The following is a 2,692-nucleotide window of genomic DNA, read 5'->3' as shown; positions in this document are numbered from 1 at the left end:
GCCCCTACCTCGACCCCTGGTACGCCCGCCTCCGCGACGCCTACCTCGCCACCATGGCCGACCTCGGCATCACCCCCGCCCTCTCCCCCGCCGACTTCCTGACAGCCATGACCCGCACGAGGTCGACGACAAGCCCCCACCACTCCGTCCTGTCAGCCATCAAATCCACGGTCAAGGGCGGCATCGGCAAACTCCGCGAACGCCCCCAGGGCGCCGCCTACCGCCCCGGCGAGCCCTGGCCGGCCCTGGAACGCCCCACCTGGCGCCCCGACATCCGCGCCGCCGTCATCGCCACGGCGCGTATCAACATGCACCGCAAGATGCGTAAGCTCGCCGAGGCCGCCGACCTCCACCCGATCGCGGTCCTCTCGGACTGCGCCGTCTACCTCTCGAACGGCCCGAGCCCCCTCGACCTGCTCCCCCTCACCCCCGAGGGAAAGCCGCTCCCCGGCGGCTTCCGCCTGGGCGTCAGCCCGGGCATGGTCAAGCACGAGGGCACCCAGCCCCTCCTCTGGGCGGTCGGCCTCCTCGACGAGGGCCACAACCCGGCCCGCCACATCAAGGGCCACGACGCAGCAGCCGACGGCGAGTAACAACGAGCAGCACCAAAAGGAACGCACAAAAAAAGAAGGACCATGCCCGACATCAGCGACAGCCTCACCCGCGCCGACGAACAGAACTTCACCCGCCCCGTCCCCAAGTCCGCGGGCGCCCAGATGCGCTTCCTCGTCAAGCAGCTCAAGTCCAGCAAGGCGGTGGCCGCCCTGCTCGGCATCTCCCAGCGCACCGTGGAGCGCTATGTGAAGGACCAGCTCAAGCAGCCCAAACCGGCCCTGGCCGCCCGCCTCGAACGCGAGGTCAGGAACCGCTGGCAGCCCCTGGTCCGCAAACGCGCCCGCGCCCAGGCCGCCCGCCGCACGGGCCTGGTCATCGAGACCCGCGCCCGCTTCGGCTTCACCGCCGCCCCCGGCACCACCGACGACGGCCGCATGCGCCGCATCACCCAGCACCTCCCCCCGGAGTACGCCTCCCGCCTCTTCGCCGCCCAGGAGGCCGGCGCCACGGAAGCCCAACTCCGCGCCATCGCCGCCGAAGGCCTCCAGGAGATGTACTTCAAGGACAACGGCGCCCGCGCCACGGGCCTCCTGGTCGAGTTCACCGACATCGACTACGTGGACTTCACGTTCTAGCGCCCCTCTACAGCCCCGGAAAGCACCCCAGCACCCACCCAAGCCCCGGACCCCACCTCAATCCTCAAAGGCCCTCAGGGCGGCTCTCAGAGCCGCCCTGAGGGCCTTTGAGGATTGAGGTGGGGTCCGGGGAACCCGGTCACGGCAAGAAGAGCAGAGCAGGGCAGAGCAGGGCAGGGGAGGGGAGAACCTCACCCCACAGCATGCAGAGTGCGCCGCCGCTTCGACTCGGCCGCCTTCTTGGCCGCGGCCTGCGCCGCCCGCTTCTTCCGCTGCTCGGCCAGCTGGTCCTGATACGCCGCCACCGCCCGGTGGTAACTGGCGACATACCCCCGAGCGTCGAGCCGCTCCTCCGTGGGCATCTCGTTCACCGCGGCCACGGCGTCCTCGAACGAGTTGTACCCGGCCAGCATCGGGTTGATCTGGTACACCCCGTTACGGACCTTACGCACCAGCTTCGCCAGCTCCAGGCTCCGCAGCGCGGCGTTCACACTCGGCCGGCTGAGCTCCAGGAGCCCACCGATGGTGGCCTGGTCGATCAGGATCCGCCCGCCGGGCTCGCTCAGCGAACGCAGCTTCAGCAGCACCCGGTACGACGCAGGCGGAAGGTCGAGGTCGGAGAGAAGCCCGTCGGCGTTGACCGCAGCGAATCGCAAGGTACTCACTGAGCCGTCCCTTCTTCCTTGCGCTGTCCCCGGCTCAGCCGACGCGCAGCGCGCTCTTTGGCCCGTTCGGCCCGCAGTTCCGCGATCGCTTGTCGCATGTGGTCCAACGACGGGAACCGCACCAGGTCAGGCAGGTTCGTATCACTGCGAATCTGCGCGATGGTGCTGTGCTGCTCCACCTTCACGAACTCACCCGCCGTCTCCGTACCCGGGATGAACTCAGCCACCCGGTAACTGTAGGGCGGGTTGAACTGATAGACACCCCGCCGCACCTTGAAGACGATCCCATGAGACATCACCGTGTGGAGCGCTTCCGAAGTCTTCGTACGACTGACATCGAGGATCGTAGCCATCTCTTCCTGTGTAAGGGGAATCCGCCCCCCCGCTCGCTGGCACGCGATCAGCAGCAGGATGAGCCTCAAGGGCAAGGCTTCCCTGAAGTACTGCGCAATCACCAGGAAGAACTCAAGACTGTCCATCGAGAACGCATTTGGCTGACTCTGCGTCCCGTAGAACTCCAGCGGCTTGCGCTCACCGTCGAGCGTGAGCTTCCGGCTCGGATACCGCCTCGCGAGGCTGTCCAGATCCTTGACCGGAGCCAGTGGCTGACTCCACGCCGAGATCGCGTCATCAACGGGGAGATCAGGACGCGGCGCGCGCGCCGGGACCGACCGACGGCGCTGTGGCTCTGATGACACGAGGATGCTCTCCACTTCGTTGATCTACAGAGAGCAGTATGTCAACAAGGGTGACACTAATGTCACGCTGGTTGACGTTCGGCGTGTCTTGTGTCCCCTCACAGGTGACATATCTCAGCCACACCCCCACTCCCCACCC

Annotated in this window: 3 protein-coding genes and 1 pseudogene; 2 read left to right on the top strand and 2 right to left on the bottom strand. The window is 67.2% G+C overall.

Annotated features, from left to right (window positions below; genetic code table 11):
* Together EF918_RS34505 and EF918_RS34500 are read left to right on the top strand one after the other, a co-directional pair.
* Positions 1-593, top strand: a pseudogene (locus tag EF918_RS34505) (transcriptional regulator); the annotation flags it as partial.
* A gap of 42 nt (positions 594-635) precedes the next feature.
* The gene (locus EF918_RS34500) at positions 636-1,190 is read left to right on the top strand and encodes an XRE family transcriptional regulator (RefSeq protein WP_125652809.1); all 555 of its coding nucleotides are present in this window, start codon (positions 636-638) and stop codon (positions 1,188-1,190) included.
* A 191-nt stretch (positions 1,191-1,381) separates the two neighbouring features.
* Here EF918_RS34500 and EF918_RS34495 read toward each other — a convergent pair whose 3' ends face one another.
* Together EF918_RS34495 and EF918_RS34490 are read right to left on the bottom strand one after the other, a co-directional pair.
* On the bottom strand, positions 1,382-1,855 hold the full coding sequence (locus EF918_RS34495) for a MarR family transcriptional regulator (RefSeq protein ID WP_125652808.1): 474 nt from the start codon (positions 1,853-1,855) through the stop codon (positions 1,382-1,384).
* The gene (locus EF918_RS34490; RefSeq protein WP_260610968.1) at positions 1,852-2,568 is read right to left on the bottom strand and encodes a hypothetical protein; all 717 of its coding nucleotides are present in this window, start codon (positions 2,566-2,568) and stop codon (positions 1,852-1,854) included. Before EF918_RS34490 ends, EF918_RS34495 begins: the two co-directional genes overlap by 4 nt.
* Between the last annotated feature and the right edge of the window lie 124 nt (positions 2,569-2,692).

This window comes from Streptomyces sp. WAC06614, assembly GCF_003949795.1.
In the GTDB taxonomy this organism is placed as follows: domain Bacteria; phylum Actinomycetota; class Actinomycetes; order Streptomycetales; family Streptomycetaceae; genus Streptomyces.
This window is presented reverse-complemented; position numbering and strand designations above follow the sequence as displayed.

Coding starts and splice junctions, on each gene's coding strand:
- EF918_RS34500 (WP_125652809.1), top strand. CDS start 636: ATGCCCGACATCAGCGACAGCCTCACCCGCGCCGACGAACAGAACTTC.